We start from the raw sequence: 19,536 nt of genomic DNA, 5'->3' as shown, positions 1-19,536 counted from the left end.
GGCAGGCGCCCGAGAGGCGTACGACGTTGGCGTGGGCAGGTGATCTAGAATTGAAGTTTCCGCTGTATTTGGCAATCTTCGATGTCCTCTTCACACGATGCTGTGGCGCCTGCGCGCAGCGGCCTGGTCGTTGTCGCGTTGTTGCTGGTCTATGTGGTCTGGGGCTCGACCTATCTGGCGATCCGCTTTGCGTTGGAAGGCGGCGCGCTCCCGCTGACCATGGTGTCCGGGGCGCGCTTCATCGTGGCCGGCACAGTGCTGTATGCGGTGCTGCGCTGGCGCGGTGTGGCTGCGCCGACGCGCGCGCAATGGAAGAACGTGGCGATGATGGGCGCGGCCCTGTTGCTGCTGGGCAACGGCATGGTGGTGCTGGCCGAGCGCAGCGTGTCGTCCGGCCTGGCCGCCACCTCGGTGGCATCGGTGCCGCTGTGGATGGCCTTGTTCGGCGCCTTGCGCGGGCAGCACGCCAGCCGTGGCGAATGGCTGGGTATCGTGATCGGCTTTCTGGGCGTGGTCTGGCTCAACGCCGGCAGCAGCCTGACCGCCACGCCGGGCGGGCTGGTGTTGCTGCTGATCGCGCCGATCGGCTGGGCCTTCGGCTCGGTGTGGTCGCGCGGACGCGACCTGCCGTCGCCGTTCATGACTGCCGCCGGGCAGATGCTGTGCGGCGGCGTGTTGCTGGTCAGCACCGGCCTGCTGATCGGCGAGCGCCCACAGAGCCTGCCGACCTCGCAGGGGCTGCTGGCCGTGGCCTACCTGTGCGTGTTCGGCTCGATCGTGGCGTTTACCGCCTACGTGTGGCTGCTGCATCACGTGCGCCCGGCGTTGGCCGGCAGCTACGCCTACGTCAACCCGGTGATTGCGGTGGCGTTGGGTGCCTGGCTGGGGCATGAGCGTTTCAGCGCGCACGACATCGGCGCGATGGCGGTGATCCTGTCCGGCGTGCTGGTGGTGACCCTGGCCAAGGCGCGGCGATGACGGCGGTCTCGCCGACCGAGGCGCGTCGCGGGCTGTTGATCACCGCATCGACCTTCGTGATCTGGGGCCTGGTGCCGCTGTACTGGCACCTGCTCAAGGCGGTGCCGTCGCTGCAGATCATCGCGCACCGCATCGTCTGGAGCGCGCTGTTGGTGGTGGCGTGGTTGCTGGCCACCTCGGGCCTGCGCTGGTGGCGCGCCATCGCCGCGCAGCCGCGCGCGCTATGGATGCTGGCCGGCAGCAGCGTGGCGATTGCGTTCAACTGGGGCCTGTATATCTGGGCGATCAACGCCGGGCACGTGATCGAGGCCAGCCTGGGCTATTTCATCAATCCGCTGCTGAGCGTGTTGCTGGGCGTGCTGGTGCTGAAGGAACGCCTGCAGCGCATCCAGTGGGTGGCGGTGGTGTGTGCGGCGGTGGGCGTGCTGTGGCTGACCCTGGATGCCGGTGCGCCGCCGTGGATCGCGCTGGGGCTGGCGTTCTCGTTCGGTGCCTACGGCCTGCTGCGCAAGCTGGTGGCGGTGGATCCGGTGGCCGGGCTGGGCGTGGAAAGCGTGTACCTGTTCGTGCCGGCGCTGCTGCTGGCGGGCTGGGGCGAGCAGGGCCATGGCGGCGCCTTCCTGAGCGGCTGGGATCTGCGTACCGATCTGCTGCTGATCGTCGGCGGCGTGCTGACCGCGGTGCCGCTGATCGGGTTTGCGTATGGCGTGCGGCGGATTCCGCTGTCGCTGGTGGGCATCCTGCAATACATCGCGCCGAGCCTGCAGTTGCTGCTGGGCGTGTGGTTCTTCCACGAGCCGTTCGATCAGGGGCGCGCGATCGGATTTGCCGCGATCTGGGTGGGGCTGCTGCTGTTCGTCGGCGATAGCCTGTGGCGGCAGCGGCGGCCGATGGTGGTGACGCCTTAAGCATCGGCCGATGCGCGATCCGGGCAATCGCGCAGCGGCTGCGTTGCGCGGTGGGCAGCAGCGCGGTGCGCGCTTCGACAGCCTGCCGTTGCGCAGCTCCTGCCTGGATTCAGGGCGAGCAACAGACCACTGCGTTCTGCAGTCAACGGCATATCATTCAGACCCACCGTTTCGTAACGCGCGGTTAGCTACCGCCTGACGACTGTTGGCGGCGTCTGTCAGCCGCTCTCAGCCGCGCGGCGCCAACGCCGATGTCGCCACCGCCAGCGTGGAGGTCGGCAGTGCCTGCGGCGCGGGGCAGTGGCCTGGATCCTGTTGCGTCTGCGCCAGCCACTGGTCGATCGGTCCACCCAGCAGATCCAGCCGCAGCGGCAGGCTCAGATGGGTTTCGCCAGGCAGCTCGACGTAGTGCGCGCGCGGGCTGGCCAGCGCCAGCGCACGCCCATGCGCGACCGGGATGTGCTGATCGGCATCGCCGTGCACCAGCAGCACGCAGCTGCGCGTGTCGGCCAAGGCCTGCGTGACATCGACGTGGTCCAGGTCCAGCTGCAGCTGGCGGTCGGCGGCGGCGATCACCGCATCGATATTCTGGTCGGCATAACGCCAGCGCGCATACGCGGCCACCGCCTGCCCACGCCAGCCATTCGGTTGGCTGGCGAGCAGGTGCGGGACCATGTCGCGAATGCCGCGCCCGGCGTTGGCGAAGGATTCCATCGCTACCACGCCGGTCACACGCGGCCCGAGCTTGTCGGCGGTGAACAGCGCGGTGGCGGCGCCGTAGGAAATGCCGAACAGGTACAGCGGGCCACGGATCTCGCCACGCGGTTGCAGTGCATCGAGCACGTCGATGACGTCGTCGGATTCGCGCGTCCCGTAACCGGACGGGCCACCGCCGGAATGGCCGTGGTTGCGCAGGTCGATGGTGATCACCCGGTAGCCGGCCTGCGCCAGTTCCAGCGACCATGGCAGCAGCGAATCGCCATCCATCATCCAGCCATGCAGCAGCACCACGGTGCCGCGCGGCGTCGGCGGGGTCGCGGTGGGCACCTTGAAACTGAAATCGACATCCAGCGCATGCGCCGGATCGTGGCGCTGGCCGAGATAGCGGTAGTGCATGGCGTACTGGCCGGGGTCGATCGCGCGCCAGAAGATCGGCACCTGATCGCGCGTGACCACATGCCCGCTGCGGTTGGGCACCGTGGCGATGGTGGCGGCAATGCGCTCCTCGTCCAGCAGTGGCGAGGTGCCGCCGGGTGCAACCAGGCGCTCGCTGAGCGAGGTGGAGGACGAGGAACAGCCGGCCAGCCACAGGCAGGCGCAGGCCAGCAGAATCAGGCGCGTCATGGGCGAAGATCGATGGATGCAACGGCCGGGCAGCCTACGGCCTGCCCGACCCGCGCATCTACCGCAGTGCAGTGACAAAACGATGACAGCCCGCACTGCGTTCAGCCGCAGCAGCGCACTTGCTCCGCGTTGGCTGTCACCAATCCCCACTCCCGATTCCCGATTCCCGATTCTCGGGCGGGCCAGCGGCCCGCCTAAACCTCACGCAAGGCAGTGGTGATCGGCAACCGCGCCGCCCGCAAGGCCGGGAACAGCCCGCCGACCAGGCCAATGCCCAGCGCCCATTTGAGCCCGCTCCACAACAGCTCCGGCGAGACCTTGAACTGGAACACGATCTGGCTGAAGTTGCTGCCCAGCGTGGACACGCTGTAGCCATTGAAGATGGCCCAGGCGATCAGGCCACCGAGCAAGCCGCCCAGCAGCGCCAGCAGCATGGTCTCCAGCATCAGCGCCATGATCACCGGCGTGCCGCGGAAGCCGATCGCCCGCATCGTGGCGATCTCGCGCGCGCGCGTGGCCACCGCCGCATACATGGTATTGAGCGCGCCGAACACCGCGCCCACCGCCATGATCGCGCCGATCACCGTGCCCAGGATGCTGATCAACCTGTTCAAGCCGCCGCCCTGTTTGCCGTAGTAGGCACGGGTGGTTTCCACATCCAGTTTGAGCCGCGGATCGGCGCCCATGGCGGTCTTGAACTGGCTGAAACCGGCCTTGCCGGTGGTGCGCACGCTGATCGACTGGTAGGCGCTGCGGTTGTAGGTGGTGGCCAGCGTCTGCGCATCGGTCCACAGCTCCGAATCGTGCGCATCGCCGGAGGCAAACACGCCGACCACGGTCCATTGCTGGCTGCCGAGGGTGAGCGTCTTGCCCAGCTGCAGTCCGCGGAACTGAGTCAACGCGCCCTTGCCGACCACGATCTCGCGCAGGCCGGGGGTGAAGCGCCGTCCCTGCACCAGCCTGACCTTGTCGTGCACCGCCCAGGCCTGTTCGCCCACGCCACGCAGTTGCGCGTTGACGTCGGTGCCATCGGATCTGGAGGCGATGTTGACCACCTGCGAGAGCTCCGGCGACAGCAGCGGGCGGCCCCTGGCATCGGCGGCGATGCCGGGCAGGCTGCCGATCAGCGGCACCAGGTCGCGGGTGATCACCGAGTTGGTTTCGGCCTGCGAGCCGCCGCGCAGAACAATCGCGGTAGTGTCGTCGCCGGTGCTGTTGAGCGTGGCCTGAAACCCCTGGCCCATCGCCAGCATCGCCACCAGCACGCCGACCACACCGGCGATGCCGACCACGATCACCGAGCTGGCACCCCAGCGTTGCGGCAGCGTGGCGATGCCGATACGTGCAGCGGCCAGTGACAGCCGGCCGCTGCGGGTGACAACCAGCCACACCGCCAGCAAGGCGGCGGCGACCAGCACGCCGATCCACGGCAGCGCGATCCACACGGCCAACCCGACGGCCAGCGACACGACCGACAGCAGATTGACCAGACGGTTCTTCCATTGGGTTTGCATCTGCATGCTCCTGTCAGCGGCCGGCGAGGGCATCGACGATCTTCAAGCGCTGCGCGCGTCGCGCCGGCAGCACACCCACCACGATGCCGATGCCGGCCATCAGGCCCAGCCCGACCAACCAGGTCTGCAGCGGCACGCCCTGCACCGGCATCACCCCGCCGCTGCGTGCGGCCACCAGCGGAATCACCAGCGACGCCAGACCCATGCCGATCAACCCGCCCAGGCCGATCAACAGCACCGACTCCACCATCACCAGACTCAACACGGTGCGGTCCTGAAAGCCCAGCGTCTTGAGCGTGGCCAGCTCCGGTATGCGCTCGCGCACCGCCTGCGCCATGGTGTTGCCGGTCAGCAGCAGCAAGGTGAAGAACACCGCGGCCATGATCGAGGTGACGATCAGGCCGATATCGGCGAACTGTTTGATGAAGGCCTGCTGGAACGCCGATTCGGTCTGCGACTTGGTTTCATGATCGGAGTTGGCCGACAACGCGTCGATCGCCTGCGCCACACGCGAGGCCTGGTCGGCGTTGCGCAACGTCACCGTGTACCAGCTGACCCTGCTCTTGATGTAGTCGTTGGACTCGTCGAAGTATTTCCAGTTCATCATCAACTGGCGTTCCTGATTGGCCGCCACCGCGCGGTCCTTCATGCGGAAGATGCCCACCAGTTGCAGCGGCCAGTCGTTGCTGCCGCCACGCGGGAAGATGGTGGCCTGCAGCGGAATGGTGTCGCCGATCTTCCAGCCATTGGCCTTGGCCAGGGTCTCGCCGACGATGGCGCCGGTGCGCGTGGTCTGGAACGCCTTGAGCTGTTCCTTGGGCAGCTCGTACTCGCTGTAGACGTCGAAAAAATTGGGCGCTACCGAAAAGTTCGGGAAGAAATTCTTCGGGTCGCGGTAGATGCCGCCGAACCACATCGCCGAGGTCACATCGCGCACGCCCGGCACGCTGCGGATCTGCGGCTCCAGGCTGATCGGCAGCGATTGGGTGATCGACAGGCGCGAGGCCACCACCAGGCGGTTCACGCCGCTGACGCTGCCGCCGGAAGTGAAGGCCACGCGCACCGAATCGAGCATGCCGAACAGCAGGAACGCCGCCACCACCGACAGCAAGGTCAACAAGGTGCGGGTCTTGCTGCGGAACAACTGCGCCCACACCAGCCAGAGATACTTCATGGCAGCACTCCCTTAGAGCACGAGCGGCGCATCGGCCAGCTCGCCCTTGTCCAGATGGATGGTATGGGTAGCGTACTCGGCGGCCTTGGGGTCGTGGGTCACCATCACGATGGTCTTGCCGTGTTCGCGATTGAGTTCCTGCAGCAGGCGCAGGATCTCCTCGGCGTTATGGCGGTCCAGATCGCCGGTGGGTTCGTCGCAGATCAGGAACGTGGGGTCGGACACGATCGCGCGTGCAATCGCCACGCGCTGCTGCTGGCCGCCGGACAGTTCGCTGGGCTTGTGGTTGCGGCGTTCCTGCAGGCCGACCAGGGTCAGGGCGATTTCCGCATTGCGCTTGCGTTGCGCGGCGTTGAGCGCGGTGAGCAGCAACGGCAGCTCCACGTTCTTTTGCGCGGTGAGCATCGGCATCAGGTTGTAGAACTGGAACACGAAGCCGACGTGGTGACTGCGCCAGGTCGCGAGCTGGCCGCCGCTCATGCGGTCGATGCGCTCGCCCTGGATCTCGATCTCGCCACCGCTGGGGTTGTCCAGCCCGCCGATCAGATTGAGCAAGGTGGTCTTGCCCGAGCCGGACGGACCCATCAGCGCGACGAAGTCGCCGCTGGCGATCTCCAGGTCGATGCCGTGCAGCACCTGCACCTGCTCGGGGCCGCGTTGGTAGGTCTTGGTGATGTTGCGCAAGCTGACGAGAGCGGTCATGGCGACTCCTGGCGGTGCAATGGAAAGAGGCAAGCGCGATGCGGCATGGCGACCGCGATTGCATGAGGCGGCAACACGGCGATGCGGTGACGGTGAGGCGGCAAGACGGTGCGAGGCTGGATGACGACAGACGCAACTGCTGGGACATGCGCGACGACGCATGGCGGCGACAAGCCAGGCGGCTAGGTCTGCACTGACCGATGACGCCGCTGGCTGTGGATCACCAACGCCGCTGTGATCGTTGCTATGTGGCTGCATCGCCTTGCGCGATCGCAGCGCCATCCAGGTGCCACGATCGCATCAGCCATTGCCGCCACCGTGGGCGCCGCGCTCCCCGGAGCGGCGTCGCTGCCCAGCTGGTGACTGCAGTGACCGGCGCAGTTACTCGGCAGCGGCCGCGTCGGCTTCGGCCACCGTGTCGCCGTCTTTCAGGCCTTGCGGCGGATCCAGCACCACAGTGTCGCCCGCACTCAAACCCGACACCACCTGGCGGTCCTCGCCCATCACCATCCCGGGAGTGACCGTCTTCATGCTGACGGTGTTGCGCTCGCCGACCACGAACGCGACCGTGCGCGTGTCGCGTTCGACCAGTGCCGCAGCCGGCACGCGCACGCCTTGCGGCTTGCTGGCCTCCTGCGTATTGGCCCGTTCCAGAAAGCTCACCCGCACGCCCATCTCCGGCACGATGCGCGGGTCCTTGAGCTTGAGCGCCACGCGCACCTTCACCGTGGCCTTGCCGCGGTCGGCCGTGGGAATGATGGCGATCACCTCGCCGGGAATCTTCCATTCCGGATAGGCGTTGAGCACCGCTTCCACCGGCATCTTCGGCTGCACGCGGCCGATGTAGGACTCGCCCACTTCCACTTCGATCTCCAGCGATTCCATGTCCACGATGGTGCCGATGCCGGTGCGGGTGAAGCCGCCGCCGGCCGACAGCGGCGAGACGATTTCGCCGGGCTGCGCGGCCTTGGCGGTGACCACGCCGGCAAACGGCGCACGCACCACGTTGAAGTCCGAGCGGATTGCCGAGATCGCCAGCTGGTCCGATGCCACGCGCACATTGCGTTGCGCATTCTGTAGCTGTGCGCGCAAGGCATCGCGCTGTGCAGTGGCCTGCTCGTACTGCGAGCGCGACACCAGTTGCGCACCGACCAACGATTGCAGCCGCGCCGCATCGGCATTGGCCACTGCCAGTTGCGCCTGCATGTTGTCGACCTGGCTGCGTGCGGCCGACAGCTGCGATGCCGACAGCGTGCGCTGCGCATCGGCATCCAGCGGGTCCAGCGTGGCCATCACCTGGCCTTGTTCGACGCGCATGCCTTCTTCGATCATCACCTCGCGCACCTTGCCGGTGACCTGCGCCGACACCGTGGCCATGCGCCGCGCCACCACGTAGCCCGATGCGTCCAGCACCGAGGCACTGCTGCTGCCGGCGCTGATCGCCACCACCGCTGCGGTCTGTACCTTCGCCACCGGGCGGCGGGTGAACCACCACGCCGCGGCCGCCAGCAGCACGATGACGATCACGGCGGCGATGACCCAGCCGCCGCGCCGTGCAGGTTCGGGGGCGGCAGGACGCTGGCGGTCGATGCGGAGTTGCTTGAGCAGATCGGCGGAAGTATTCATCGATGACCAGGACGGGATGCTGCGCGAAATGTGACCGGCCGCAGGCGGCGCCGCAAGCTGCCGGAAGTCACCAATGCGATCGGCGACGAACGGTAGCGCGACCAACGCTGCTGCCAGGTGCTGCGCAGCATGCGACCGCGATGGCGGCATCCACCAGTGACAGCTGTCACCTGCCGTGCATGACAGCGGCAACTGGCCGCGCCCTTCAGGATGGGCGAGGCTGCAGCATCGGGCGCCCGGTCGGGCCCGGCAGTGGCAGAATCCGATCACCCACATGGACCCACCCCGATGCGCGTGTCGTTACCCGCCTGGCTTCGCCCCGCCGCCAATTCGCAGGTTGCCGCGCGGCTGGCGCAGGGCCAGTCGCCGTGGATGGATGGTGTGCATCTGCTGTGGTCGAGCTGGGTGTTCGTGGTGCCGGTGTTTTCCTCGCGGGGGTACGACAGCACCTGGCTGCTGTGCACCCTGCTGTCGTATCCGGTCTTCCTGCTGCTGTATGCGCGCATGTTGCTGGCGCCGCGCGGCACCCTATATCGCTATGCCTGGGCGATGGGTGTGCTCAGTGCCGCGTTGCTGCCGGTGTATCCCTCGGGAATCAGCTATTTCGTCTTCGCCTGCCTGAGCCTGCCCCCGTCCACACGGCAGGCCCTGTGGCGGCACTTCGCGATGCTGGTGGTGATGAACGTGCTCTACCTGGGCTGGGCGCACTGGCTGGGAATGCGCCTGCAATCGCTGGTGTGGCTGCCGGTGTCGGTGCTGGGCATGGCCGGTGTCGGTGCGGTGTACAGCATCAACGAACGCAAGGACGCGTTGCTGCGCCTGTCGCAGGACGAAGTGCGCCGGCTGGCCGCCACCGCCGAGCGCGAACGCATCGGCCGCGACCTGCACGATCTGCTCGGCCACACCTTGTCGCTGGTGGCACTCAAGTCCGATCTGGCCGCGCGCCTGATCGCGCGCGATCCGCAGGCCGCGCGCGGCGAGATCGATGCGGTGGCGCAGATTTCGCGCGATGCCCTGGCGCAGGTGCGGCGTGCGGTCACCGGCATTCGCGCCGCCGGGCTGGTGGCCGAGCTGGCGTCGGCGCGGATACTGCTGGAGATGGACGGCATCGTGCTGGAACACGCACTGGAAACGCTGGCCTTGCCGCCCGAACACGAAACCGCACTGGCACTGGTGGTGCGCGAAGCGGCCACCAATGTGCAACGGCATGCGCAGGCCAGGCGGATGCGCGTGAGCCTGCGCGCGCAGGGCGAGCAGGCGGTGCTGGACATCAGCGACGATGGGCGTGGCGGGGTGATCGTGCCCGGCAATGGCCTGGACGGCATGCGCACACGCCTGCACGGCCTGGGCGGCGCGCTGGAAGTGGAAGCGCTGCCGCGCGGCATGCGCCTGCGCGCCAGCGTGCCGTTGCCGCAGCCCACGCTGGCGACGGCGCAGCCGCCCTTGCCGGTGCCGCTGCTGCCACCGTCGCGCTGATCGCGCACACGTCCACCGCATTGCACGCAATGCACGGCGGGCCCAAGCGCTGCTATCGTGCGCCACCGTTGTCTGCATATGAGCGCGCGCGATGATCCGGGTGTTGTTGGCCGAAGACCAGGCGCTGCTGCGTGGCGCGTTGGTCGCCTTGCTTGGGCTGGAAGACGATATCGAGGTGGTCGGCAGCGCAGGCGATGGCGAAACTGCCTGGCGCGAGCTGCAACGCCTGCAGCCGGACGTGCTGATCACCGATATCGAAATGCCTGGCCTGACCGGCCTGGAGCTGGCCCAGCGCATCCAGCGCCAGGCACTGCCGGTACGGGTGATGATCGTCACCACCTTCGCCCGCCCGGGATTTCTACGCCGCGCGCTGGATGCCGGTGTGGCGGCGTATCTGCTCAAGGACGCGCCGGCCGAACAACTGGTCGGCGCCCTGCGTCAGGTGCAGCGTGGCGGGCGGGTGATCGACCCGCAACTGGCGCTGGATGCCTGGGTCGAAGCCGATCCCTTGAGCGAACGCGAGCGCACGGTGTTGCGGCTGGCCGGCGAAGGCCGCTCGGCCAGCGAGATCGCGCAGCAATTGCAGTTGTCGCATGGCACGGTGCGCAATTACCTGTCCGAATGCATCGGCAAGCTGGGCGTGGCCAATCGCATCGAAGCGTATCGGCTGGCGCGGCAGAAAGGCTGGCTGTGACGCAGTGACGCAGGCGCGTTGCGCTGTCAGCGAGCGCGGCAATGAATGGCATGCTGCGCCGCGTATCCGTTGTGCATTGCTGCCTGCCGCTATTCCAGATAACGCGAAAAGCATGCCGCGCAGGCGCGGGTACACTGCCGGGCCAGAACGATCCCTGCGAGCGAACGGCATGAAATCCCTGTGGCTGTTGGGCCTGCTGATGGTGTGCGCATTCAACGCGTCTGCCGAGCAATTCAAGATCCTGGTGGCGGCGATTCCCAACCAGTATCACCACGACTATATCCCGGTCGCCAAGCCGCAATTCGAAGCGATGGCGCGCAAGCATTATGTCGAGTTGGTGTGGGCGTGGAATGCCAAGGCCTTCGATGGCGATCTATCGCAATACGCGGCGATCGTGCTGCTCAATACGCCGGCCACCGATCTGGATCCCACGCAGCGTGCGAACTTTCAGACCTACGTGCGCAACGGCGGCGGCGTGGTGGCGGTGCACAAGGCGTTTGCGATCAAGCGCGGCGAGTGGGAGTGGTACGACCACCTGATCGGCCGCTCGTTCCGCACCCATCCGTACATGCAGACCGCGATGGTCGACGTGGTGGACGCCAACTTCCCGGCCACTGCCGGCCTGCCCGCGCGCTGGGTGTGGACCGACGAATGGTACGAATACGATCCGCCGTACAGCGACGATCTGGTCACGCTGATGACGGTGGACGAAACCAGCTACGACCCCACGCTGATCTGGCCGGGCCAGGTCGCCAAGGGCATGGGCAAGCAGCACCCGGTGGCCTGGTACCACCATTTCGAAGGCGGCCGCGTGTTCGCCACCGCGCTCGGCCACCTGGCCGAGGCCTACAACGACCCGCGCTACCTGGAGCATCTGTACGGCGGGATTTACTGGGCCGCCACCGGCAAAGGCATCGAAGCGTCCGCGCCAGCGGCCAAGACAAAACGCCAGCATTAAATCCTAGCCCCTCTCCCGCCGGGAGAGGGGTGAGGGTGAGGGTGCGCGGCAACGCCACTCCAGATGGCGGTCAACCCGATGCTTCGCCCGTACCCGCATCCGCCCCTGCGGGGGCACCTTCTCCCGGCGGGAGAAGGGAGCCGACGCCCGTCCATCAACGCGCAGACCGCTCGCCACGCGCCATGCTGGAAAACACGCCATCGCGGCGCACCCAGGCATGGAACAGCGCCGCGCTCAGATGCCCCAATACGGTGGCGAACAACAGGTACGCCAACCAGCCATGCGCGCTCCGCAACCAGGCGTACAGCGCAGGATCGTGCGGCGCGATCGCCGGCAGGTTCGCGCCCGGCCACAGCACGATCGGATAAGCGCCGGCCGACAGCATCGCCCAGCCGATCAACGGCATGCCCAGCATCAGCGCATACAACAACCAGTGCGAAGCGGTCGCCGCGGCCTTCTGCCAGGCCGGCAGGTCGGCCGGCAGCGGCGGCGGGCGGTTGCGCAGGCGATTGATCAGCCGCAGCACCGCAAGGATCAGGATCGCAATGCCCAAGGGGCGATGCAGATCGATCAACCACGGCCGCTGCGTCACCGAAGCCACCATGCCCACACCGACGAACAGCATGGTCAGGATCATCGCGGCCATCAACCAGTGCAGCACGCGTGCGGGCAGATTGAAGTGGGTATGGCTGCTCATTGGCGTGCTCCCTGGCCGGTGGCGGCGCTGCCTGTGCCATTGGCGATCTCATGCTCGCGCCGGTTGAACGATTGCGAATACACCGACGAGCGCGCCGCCAGGATCGGGTCGTTGGATCCGGCAATGCCCTTGGGCAGGATCAGCGGGTCGTAATTCAGGTCGCGGCACGGGCCGGTGGCCTGCGGCTCGGCATGGTCGATCGATACCGTGCCGGCGACGATCTGCTTGCGGCTTTCCGGCCATGGCTGCGAGGGGTCGTCCACCGCATCGCCCGGCTCGGCCACGGTCAGCACCAGGTCCCAACGCAGCGGCCCCTGCGCCAGGCGCGTGTCCAGATCGGTGGCGAGAAAATCGCCATCGGCCTGCGCGCGCTGTTCGGCGCTGAGCTCCTGGAATGGGGTATGCGGACGCATCGACCAGCGGATGTAGCGCTCGCGTCCATCGGCGGCAATCGCGCGGAACGCATTCACCCCGTTGTATTGCGTGTTGGCCCAGCTGTTGGACCACGGTGCGGTCTTGGCCCACTGCTGGAACTTGGCTGCTTCCGGATACTGCTTGCCGAACGCGGCCAGCTTGGCCGGGTCGGGCTTGCCGGTGGCCGGGTCCGGCCGGGATGCCACATTCAGTGCCTGGAAACCGGCCGGCGTGGCCACCACGAAGAACGGGAAACTGTTCATCGCGGTGCGCCATTCTTGCCCGTCGTCGCTGCGCAACAGCAATGCCATGCTGCGTACGCGTGCCGCACCATCGGCGCCATGCGGGTCGCCGCCGCCGATCGACAGGCGCCCGAGCACCGGCGTACTGGCCTGGCTGAAGATGCGTGCCGACGACAGCCAGGTGGCCTTGCCGCTGGACTTGAATTCCCCGCTCACACACACGCCCTTGGTATGTGCGCGGCGAAAGCCCGGATGCGGCGGCCCGCTGGCCTCGATGGTGTCGGTCATGCGCGCGGCGGTCAGCCGGTCGCCACCGATCCAGCCGGCGGTCCAGGCGAACGCAACCGCCAGGCCGCCGGCAATCGCGGCGATCCCCAGCAAGGGCGCCACGCGAACGCGTCCATGCTGTGGCGGTGGGGAAGGAGGTGGCAAGGTCATGGCTGGCTCCAGGGGTCGGTGCGGTGAGTGGTCGATGCAGTGAGACGACGTGCAGGCCGGCTTATTCCCGTGATCGCCCAGGCGTTGTGGCACGCGCATCGAACGTGGGAATAGTCCACGCTCCAGCGCGTCTACTGTGTGATGCCACCACCAAACCTGCCGATGGATGCTCTGGACGATGACCAACTGCGTGCCGTGCTGCCGGCGCTGCGTCGCTTCGCGCGCTCGCTGAGCGGCGAGCCCGCCAGCGCCGACGACCTGGTGCAGGCCACGCTGGAACGTGCGCTGCGGCGTTGGCGCACCCGCCATACCGCCGAGGCCCTGCAGCCGTGGCTGTTCGCCATCCTGTACCGGCAGTTTCTGGACGGGCAGCGCCGCGCCGCGCGCTGGCAGCGCGTGGTGGGCCTGTTCGCACCGCAGCAGCCCAGCCAGTCCGCATCGGCCGAGCAGGTGCACGACGGCCGCGCCATGCTGGCCAGCCTGGCGTTGCTGCCGCCGGAACAGCGCGCCTTGCTGCTCCTGGTCAGCGTGGAGGGTTTCAGTTACCGCGAGGTGGCCGACACCCTCGGCATCCCGATCGGCACGGTGATGTCGCGGCTGTCGCGCGCGCGCGAACGCCTGCGTGCATTGAACGAAGGCCACGTGCGCCACGCACCTGCATTGAGGATCCTGAAATGACCAGCACCCCGCCGCCTGACGAACACGCACTGCACGCCTATGTCGATGGCCGGCTGGAGCCGGCGCAACGCGCAGCGGTGGCCGCCTGGTTGCAAGAGCACCCGGCGCAGGCCGCGCGCGTGGCCGGCTGGAAACGCGATGCCGAAGCGCTGCGCGCCGCGCACGCCGGCCTGGAGCCGGAGATGGCCACGCTGGCGCTGACGCCTGCAGCGATTCGCCGTGGCCTGCAGCAACGCCGCCGGACCCTGGTGGCCATGGCCGCCAGTTGCGTGCTGGCGCTGGGCCTGGGCACCGGGCTGGGCTGGCAGTTGCGCGAGAGCCGGCTCGCCATTCAGCGCGTGCCGATGGCTGATGCAGTGGCCGCCTACCGCCTGTTTGCCGATGTCGACGCGCATCCGGGCGTTGCGTTGGAGGTGAAGCGCCGTACGGAATTGGAGCCGTGGTTGCGCACGCATTTCGGCAATGCCGGTGTGGTGCCGGATCTGCGTGCGCAGGGCTATGTGCTGCGCGGCGGGCAGTTGCTTTCCACACCGGAAGGCGCGGCAGCGATGCTGGTCTACAGCGATGCCGACGGCGCGCGTATCGGCCTGTATCTGCGTCCACGCAGCGGGCCGATGCCCACCGGCGAACGGCGCGATGGCCGTCTACTGGCGCAGTACTGGGCCGAAGGCGAGACCGCGTTTGCGCTGGTCGGCCCGGCGACGCAGACACGCATGCGCACGATCGCGCCGTTGCTGCGCAGCCAGGGATGACCGGCGCGACTCAAGCTGCGTGCTGATGGCCCGCGCGCGCTACGTGCGCGGCGAGCTCTGCGAGCTCAGCCGCCGTAGCGTTGCTGGAGCATCGCAAAGGCCGAGCGCAGCGCCAGCGCCTCGCCGCCTGCCGGGCGGCCGGGGCGGTCGCTGTCGTTCCAGGCATACACGTCCAGATGCGCCCATAGCTGGCCCGGCGCGACAAAGCGCTCCAGGTACAGCGCGGCGGTGACTGCGCCGGCCATGCGCGAGCCGGCGTTGGCCATGTCGGCGACATGGCTGTTGAGGTAACGCAGATACGGGCGCCACAGCGGCATGCGCCAGACCGGGTCGCGGGTCTGCTCGCCGGCACGCAGCCAGGCCTGCGCCAGCGCATCGTCGTTGGCGAACAGCGCGGGCAGGTCCGGCCCCAAGGCGATGCGTGCGGCACCGGTGAGCGTTGCGAAATCCAGGATCAGATCGGGGCGCTGCTCGGTGGCGTAGCTCAGTGCATCGCACAGCACCAGGCGGCCTTCGGCATCGGTGTTGTCCACTTCCACCGTGACGCCGGCGCGGGTGGTGATGACTTCGCCCGGGCGGAACGCATCCGGGCCGACGGCGTTTTCCACCGCGGCAATCAACAGGGTCAGTCGTACCGGCAGCTGCTGCGCCATCACCAGGCCGGCCAGCGCCAAGGCATGCGCCGCGCCGCCCATATCCTTCTTCATGTTGCGCATGCCATCGGCCGGCTTCAGATCCAGCCCGCCGGTGTCAAAGCACACGCCCTTGCCGACCAGCACCAGATGCGGATGCGCCGCATCGCCCCATTGCAGCTGGATCAGCCGCGGCGCCCGGTGCGAGGCGCGCCCGACCGCGTGGATGGTGGGGAAGTTCTGCGCCAGCAATTGCTCGCCAACGATGGCGTCGACCTGGGCGCCGTGCGTTTGCGCCAGTGCGCGCGTGGCCTCTTCCAGATGCTGCGGGCCCATGTCCTCGGTCGGCGTATTGACCCAGTCGCGCACGCGGATGCAGGCCTCGATCAAGGCGCGCGTCTGCGGTGTCGGCGTGGCGGCCAGTTCGGCCGGTGCGCGCGGTACCTTGCGGTAGCGCGAGAAGCGGTACGCACCCAGGCCCCAGCCCAGGTGCAGCAGCGCCTGCTCGCTCTCGCTCAGTGGGTTGGCCAGGGTCCAGCGGCTGGCCGGCGGCAGCGCCATCGGTGCATGCGAGTAGGCGTAGGCATCGGCGCGGTCGCCGATGCCCAGCACCGCGCCGGCCAGCCCCTGTTCGCCCGGCAGCAACAGCACGCTGCCTGGCGCGGCATCGAACCGTTGCGCCTGTGCCCACGACAGCACGTGCGTGGGCTGTTCGGCGCACCAACGTGCAAAGCCTTCGCGGTCGAGCACATGCAGCGGCAAGGCTGCGGCGTTGGGATCGATGAAACCGGTGAGCTGCGACATGGAAATCCTCGGAGGCGGCGCCATGCGCCGAGCAAAAAGTGGCTCAGGCGGGAAGGCGGATGCCGGCGTGTGCGGGGTCGGGGTGCGGCTGCTGCGCGTCCAGCCAGTCGGCCAGCCCGGTCATGGAGTCGAACTCCAGATCCGGTTGCTGGGTCGGGTGCGACCACTGCGCTCCATCACGGTTGATCCAGCAGGCGCGCAGCCCGGCATCCAGCGCGCCCAGCACGTCCATGCGCACGTGGTCGCCCACATGCAGCACCTGCGCCGGCGGCACCTCCAGCCGCGCGCATGCGGCCAGGAAGATGCTCGGATCCGGCTTGGCGCTGCCGTGCTCGCGCGAGCCCAGCTGAAACGCGAAGTGATGCATCAGCCCGATGCGTTGCAGATCGGCATTGCCATTGCTGAGCGCGGCCACCGGCACGTGCGTGGCGATACGCGCCAGCGCGTCCAGTGCATCCGGGTAGCACTCCACCTGGTTGCGCGCGGCGTAGAAGACGTCGTACGCAGGCTCCAGCAAGGCCAGATCGCCGCCGCTCTCGCGCAGCGCCATTTCCAGCGTCAACCGCCGCAGCGCGCTGAGGTCATGATGCAGGTGCGGGTTGTCGGCAAAGCTGCGCTCGCGCAGTTCGCGCATTGCCTCTACCGGAAACCGCTCGGCGGTGACCGGGCTGTGCTCGCGCATCCAGTCGTACAACACCTGGTCGATCCGCGCCCCGATCGGCGCAAAGGGCCACAACGTATCGTCGAGGTCGAGGGTGATGGCGCTGATTTGGAAGCTCATCGCCAGATTTTACGGTCTTGCGTTGGGATTGGGGAATCGGGATTGGGGATTGGCAACGGCAACTGCGCGGTTGCGTTTACCAATCCCCAATGCCAAATCCCCAATCCCGGCTACTCCAACAACCGCGCCCAACGCTGCATTCCCTCCACCCGGCTCAGCACCATCTTGATGCAGACCAGCAGCGGTACCGCCAGCAGCAGGCCGACCATGCCCCATAGCCAGCCGAACAGCATCAGCGCCAGGATCAGCATCAGCGGCGAGATCGCCATGCGGCGGCCAAGCACGATCGGTGTGACCACCTGGCCTTCGATGGTGTGCAGCGCCAGGTACAGGATCGCCGGCAGCATCGCCGACAAGGTAGTGCGGAATTCCACAAAGCCCATCAGCAGCATCAGCATCACACCGATCAACGGGCCCACATACGGCGCGAAGTTGAGCAGCGCCACCACCGTGCCCCACAGCAGTGCTTCGGGCAGCGGAATCTTGAGCACATACAGAATGCCGGCGAAGACCAGCCCGACCAGCGTATTGATCACGCTGATGGTGAGCACGTAGCGCGAGACCTCGCGCTCGATGTCCAGCATGATTTCGGTGGTGAAGCGTTGCTGCTGTCGGTTGGGCAGCAAGGCGATCGCATGCCGTTGCAGGCTTTCGCCGTAGACCATGAAGAAGAACGTCAGCAGCACCACCGCAAGCACCGAGGCGGCCAGCTTCGGCGTGCGCACCAGCGCCTTGTAGGGGTCGTCCATCTGCGTTCGCACGATCTGCACGCTGCGCTGGCCATCGCCGCCGGCCGCGCGTGCAAAGTTTTCCGCGGCCTGATTGGCCTGCATCACCGGCTTGGTGAAATCGCGCACGTCGCGCGCGATCTGGCGCATCTGCCGGGGCGCCTGCTGCACCCATTCGGCGGCCGGCCCGGCCAGCTGCGCGGCCAGTGTCACGGTACCGGCCAGGCCCAGGCACAACACCATCAAGGCGCCGAGGAAGCGGGGGATGTACAGCTTGCGCAGACCGCGCAGGATGGGGTTGCCGATCAAGGCAAAGAAGGCGGCCAGCATCACCGGCAGGATGATCGTCTGTGCAGCCCACAGCGTATAACCCACCGCAAGCGTGGCCAGCACCACCAACGAGACCGGTGCGCGTGGGCGTGGTGCCGGTGGCGGCGGGAGTGAATCTGCCGCAGCGGTAGCATCCATAGAATCGACGGGAAGAGTCATGCGCGCCCTGGCAGCAGACTGGCGTGCTGCCAGCGGTGGGCCATTATCAGCCGAACGCGTCAACGCAGCGCACAGAGGGTGTGCGCGTAACGTCAGTCCTTAACAGCACCAGTAGCGGGCTCTGCCGCGCATCGGGCGGCAGACATCCGCAGCGTGATCCCGAGCGACGCTCGGGAACCCGCCATTACGCAGCGCGATCGATCGGCGCCTGCACCACCGTCACCGGTGGATCGGCAGCGACCTCTTCGGCACTGTCTGCGGCACGTTCGGCCTGCTCGGAGGCTTCCTGTGCACGGTGTGCGGTGAACAGCGCAGAGATCGTGCTGATCATCTGCAGAATCTTCGGGATACCGCCGAGCTTGCTGGCGATGCTGCCCAATGCCGCCTGCGGTTCGTTGCGGCCAGTGACAAACCCCAGGCCGAAACCAACCACCATGATTCGCAGCGGAGACCACCCGGCACGCCAGGTGTCACGCAATTGTCCCCAATGCAGGCGCGTTTCCTGAGCGCGCCCCTCCACCAGGAATTCGGCGCGTTCCACGCGCTGACGCAAGGTGCCAAACTTCATGTGCGTGCTCCATTGGCAGCCGATGCGTGGGCATCGTCGTCGTCGCTGCTGTCATCGAAGATGCCCAGCTTGACCAGCTGACGACGTGTTGCATTCAAGCCGGTGTGATCGAAGTAGAAGAACACCCGCCACGCCGCAATGCCGGTGACCAACAAGCTGGCCAACGCGGTGAAAAACATCGCCTGGAACCACGAAAGGCCGGCGCGTTGCAGCAGCGCGATGATTGCACCTGCCAGCAACAACCACGACGACGCGCCGAAGACCACGGCAACGCATGCCCAGGCCAGTCCGCGCCCGAAGGCACTGCGTGCTAGTTGCAAGTCGGCCGACACCAGCCGGCGCAGTGCGCGGCTGGTGTCCTTGGCCGAGCCCAGCGTGGCGCGGCCGGCTGCGCCGACCGCACGTACGCTTTCGTCCAGTCCTGGCGTCTCCGGCCGCGCGTTGGGCGCGTCGGAGGCGGCAGCTGTAGAGGCCTGGTCGCTCACGACTTAGTTGTCGTTGCTGCGTGCCAGCTTGGCAATGATCCAGCCGGTCGCAAACGCAACGCCGAACGCAGCCAGCGGGCGCTCACGAATCAGATCGGTGGCGCTTTCCAGCAGGTCGTTGCCCTTGCTGACCAGCACGTCGAGCTGTTCCTTGGCAGCGGCGCCGCCGAACTCGGCAGCAGCCATGCCGGCCAGTGCGGTATCGGAGAGCTCCGCCTTGACGTTGGCGCGACCGAGCTTGAGCTCATCTCCTGCGGCGCTGGTGGCGCCCTTGACGGCCTCGCCTGCGGCGCTGGCGGCAGACTTCAGGTGGGTGCCGGCTTCGCTCAGATTTTCTTTCAGCTGGTCGGTATTGGTGGGGCTCATGCGATATCTCCTTCGGTCATTGATGGCAGCCGCGACAGCATGCGGGCGTGGTGCAGCAATAGCATCGCTACGGTGTAGGAGGTGTTAG

20 protein-coding genes are annotated in these 19,536 nt (G+C 67.4%); 7 read left to right on the top strand and 13 right to left on the bottom strand.

Annotation, left to right across the window (positions count from 1 at the left end; all coding sequences use genetic code 11):
- Positions 1–81 precede the first annotated feature (81 nt).
- Both yedA and rarD read left to right on the top strand, forming a co-directional pair.
- Positions 82–978 (top strand): drug/metabolite exporter YedA, encoded by an 897-nt coding sequence (gene yedA / locus ABQ137_RS18725; RefSeq protein ID WP_024939056.1) that lies wholly within the window; start codon positions 82–84, stop codon positions 976–978.
- The gene (gene rarD, locus ABQ137_RS18720; RefSeq protein WP_104593404.1) at positions 975–1,886 is read left to right on the top strand and encodes an EamA family transporter RarD; all 912 of its coding nucleotides are present in this window, start codon (positions 975–977) and stop codon (positions 1,884–1,886) included. The genes yedA and rarD overlap by 4 nt, the downstream gene beginning before the upstream one ends.
- 228 nt (positions 1,887–2,114) lie before the next feature.
- Here rarD and ABQ137_RS18715 read toward each other — a convergent pair whose 3' ends face one another.
- From ABQ137_RS18715 to ABQ137_RS18695, 5 genes are all read right to left on the bottom strand, one after another.
- Complete coding sequence (locus tag ABQ137_RS18715) at positions 2,115–3,230, bottom strand: alpha/beta fold hydrolase (protein WP_349783351.1); 1,116 nt, start codon at positions 3,228–3,230, stop codon at positions 2,115–2,117.
- Positions 3,231–3,424: 194 nt separating this feature from the next.
- Positions 3,425–4,750, bottom strand: coding sequence for an ABC transporter permease (locus ABQ137_RS18710; RefSeq protein WP_425479462.1), 1,326 nt, complete (start codon positions 4,748–4,750; stop codon positions 3,425–3,427).
- Positions 4,751–4,757: 7 nt separating this feature from the next.
- Complete coding sequence (locus ABQ137_RS18705) at positions 4,758–5,918, bottom strand: ABC transporter permease (protein ID WP_046344898.1); 1,161 nt, start codon at positions 5,916–5,918, stop codon at positions 4,758–4,760.
- A gap of 12 nt (positions 5,919–5,930) precedes the next feature.
- Positions 5,931–6,620 (bottom strand): ABC transporter ATP-binding protein, encoded by a 690-nt coding sequence (locus ABQ137_RS18700; protein WP_024939051.1) that lies wholly within the window; start codon positions 6,618–6,620, stop codon positions 5,931–5,933.
- 381 nt (positions 6,621–7,001) lie between these two features.
- Positions 7,002–8,246: an efflux RND transporter periplasmic adaptor subunit gene (locus tag ABQ137_RS18695; RefSeq protein WP_161961239.1), complete on the bottom strand. Its 1,245-nt coding sequence runs from the start codon at positions 8,244–8,246 to the stop codon at positions 7,002–7,004.
- 288 nt (positions 8,247–8,534) lie between these two features.
- On the opposite strand from ABQ137_RS18695, the gene ABQ137_RS18690 reads away from it, so the two are divergent.
- From ABQ137_RS18690 to ABQ137_RS18680, 3 genes are all read left to right on the top strand, one after another.
- Positions 8,535–9,722: a sensor histidine kinase gene (locus ABQ137_RS18690; protein WP_349783350.1), complete on the top strand. Its 1,188-nt coding sequence runs from the start codon at positions 8,535–8,537 to the stop codon at positions 9,720–9,722.
- 91 nt (positions 9,723–9,813) lie between these two features.
- The gene (locus ABQ137_RS18685) at positions 9,814–10,416 is read left to right on the top strand and encodes a response regulator transcription factor (protein WP_039524779.1); all 603 of its coding nucleotides are present in this window, start codon (positions 9,814–9,816) and stop codon (positions 10,414–10,416) included.
- Positions 10,417–10,585: 169 nt separating this feature from the next.
- Positions 10,586–11,374 (top strand): ThuA domain-containing protein, encoded by a 789-nt coding sequence (locus ABQ137_RS18680; RefSeq protein ID WP_349783349.1) that lies wholly within the window; start codon positions 10,586–10,588, stop codon positions 11,372–11,374.
- A gap of 154 nt (positions 11,375–11,528) precedes the next feature.
- Here ABQ137_RS18680 and ABQ137_RS18675 read toward each other — a convergent pair whose 3' ends face one another.
- Together ABQ137_RS18675 and ABQ137_RS18670 are read right to left on the bottom strand one after the other, a co-directional pair.
- Positions 11,529–12,071 carry a cytochrome b gene (locus ABQ137_RS18675; RefSeq protein WP_016902642.1) on the bottom strand — a complete coding sequence of 181 codons (543 nt, stop codon included), beginning with the start codon at positions 12,069–12,071 and terminating at the stop codon, positions 11,529–11,531.
- Positions 12,068–13,165 carry a catalase family peroxidase gene (locus tag ABQ137_RS18670; RefSeq protein ID WP_184520054.1) on the bottom strand — a complete coding sequence of 366 codons (1,098 nt, stop codon included), beginning with the start codon at positions 13,163–13,165 and terminating at the stop codon, positions 12,068–12,070. The genes ABQ137_RS18675 and ABQ137_RS18670 overlap by 4 nt, the downstream gene beginning before the upstream one ends.
- Positions 13,166–13,327: 162 nt before the next feature.
- On the opposite strand from ABQ137_RS18670, the gene ABQ137_RS18665 reads away from it, so the two are divergent.
- Both ABQ137_RS18665 and ABQ137_RS18660 read left to right on the top strand, forming a co-directional pair.
- Positions 13,328–13,843: an RNA polymerase sigma factor gene (locus tag ABQ137_RS18665; protein WP_016902644.1), complete on the top strand. Its 516-nt coding sequence runs from the start codon at positions 13,328–13,330 to the stop codon at positions 13,841–13,843.
- Positions 13,840–14,595 (top strand): anti-sigma factor family protein, encoded by a 756-nt coding sequence (locus tag ABQ137_RS18660; RefSeq protein WP_184520057.1) that lies wholly within the window; start codon positions 13,840–13,842, stop codon positions 14,593–14,595. Before ABQ137_RS18665 ends, ABQ137_RS18660 begins: the two co-directional genes overlap by 4 nt.
- A gap of 65 nt (positions 14,596–14,660) precedes the next feature.
- Here the strand turns inward: ABQ137_RS18660 and ABQ137_RS18655 are convergent, their stop codons facing one another.
- The 6 genes from ABQ137_RS18655 to ABQ137_RS18630 form a co-directional block, all read right to left on the bottom strand.
- Complete coding sequence (locus ABQ137_RS18655) at positions 14,661–16,031, bottom strand: leucyl aminopeptidase family protein (RefSeq protein ID WP_349783348.1); 1,371 nt, start codon at positions 16,029–16,031, stop codon at positions 14,661–14,663.
- Between the two features lie 43 nt (positions 16,032–16,074).
- Positions 16,075–16,812, bottom strand: a complete 738-nt coding sequence (locus ABQ137_RS18650; protein ID WP_349783347.1) for an HAD family hydrolase — start codon at positions 16,810–16,812, stop codon at positions 16,075–16,077.
- A 110-nt stretch (positions 16,813–16,922) separates the two neighbouring features.
- Complete coding sequence (locus tag ABQ137_RS18645; protein ID WP_184520065.1) at positions 16,923–18,029, bottom strand: AI-2E family transporter; 1,107 nt, start codon at positions 18,027–18,029, stop codon at positions 16,923–16,925.
- 184 nt (positions 18,030–18,213) lie between these two features.
- Complete coding sequence (locus tag ABQ137_RS18640) at positions 18,214–18,597, bottom strand: hypothetical protein (protein ID WP_054591247.1); 384 nt, start codon at positions 18,595–18,597, stop codon at positions 18,214–18,216.
- Complete coding sequence (locus tag ABQ137_RS18635; RefSeq protein WP_016902650.1) at positions 18,594–19,082, bottom strand: hypothetical protein; 489 nt, start codon at positions 19,080–19,082, stop codon at positions 18,594–18,596. The genes ABQ137_RS18640 and ABQ137_RS18635 overlap by 4 nt, the downstream gene beginning before the upstream one ends.
- Positions 19,083–19,085: 3 nt before the next feature.
- On the bottom strand, positions 19,086–19,448 hold the full coding sequence (locus ABQ137_RS18630) for a hypothetical protein (protein WP_102251076.1): 363 nt from the start codon (positions 19,446–19,448) through the stop codon (positions 19,086–19,088).
- Between the last annotated feature and the right edge of the window lie 88 nt (positions 19,449–19,536).

Origin of the sequence: Xanthomonas sp. WHRI 8393 (assembly GCF_040203315.1) — a bacterium.
In the GTDB taxonomy this organism is placed as follows: domain Bacteria; phylum Pseudomonadota; class Gammaproteobacteria; order Xanthomonadales; family Xanthomonadaceae; genus Xanthomonas; species Xanthomonas arboricola.
Note: the sequence above shows the minus strand (reverse complement) of the source record. Positions and strands in the feature narration are given on the sequence as shown.